The 298-nt window shown below is 54.0% G+C and carries 1 protein-coding gene; it reads right to left on the bottom strand.

Annotation, left to right across the window (positions count from 1 at the left end; all coding sequences use genetic code 11):
• Nucleotides 1-298 (bottom strand): VapE domain-containing protein (locus BHV64_RS11645; RefSeq protein ID WP_288116042.1); only part of this gene is annotated, 298 nt, incomplete at both ends.

Here is a 298-nt window from a genome sequence, read left to right as displayed (position 1 = left end):
TCGGTCAGAAAGTCGTTCCCGTTCACCGAGGCCATGAAGCTCGCCAAGTGGGGATACTCTTCGATGTAGACGTCGTAGGGCCGCCGGTATTTGACCGAAGGAGCCGTGATGAGGTTCTTCAACTCGTTTTCATCCCGTTTGTTGAGCGCCTTCAGCTGGTCGTCGATGTTGATGAAGAGGTATTCGGCGACCAGCGTCAGCATGTCCTTGTTCTGCGGGTCGATCTTTCCCGTGAAAAGATAACTGGCGAGTGAGCGGGGACAGAGGTTGTCGAGCCATGTGGTCTTGAAATTTCCCT

Source organism: Alistipes sp. 56_sp_Nov_56_25 (assembly GCF_001915285.1).
Taxonomy (GTDB): domain Bacteria; phylum Bacteroidota; class Bacteroidia; order Bacteroidales; family Rikenellaceae; genus Alistipes; species Alistipes shahii.
The sequence above is the reverse complement of the archived record's forward strand: the minus strand, read 5'-3'. Positions and strand labels throughout refer to the sequence as shown.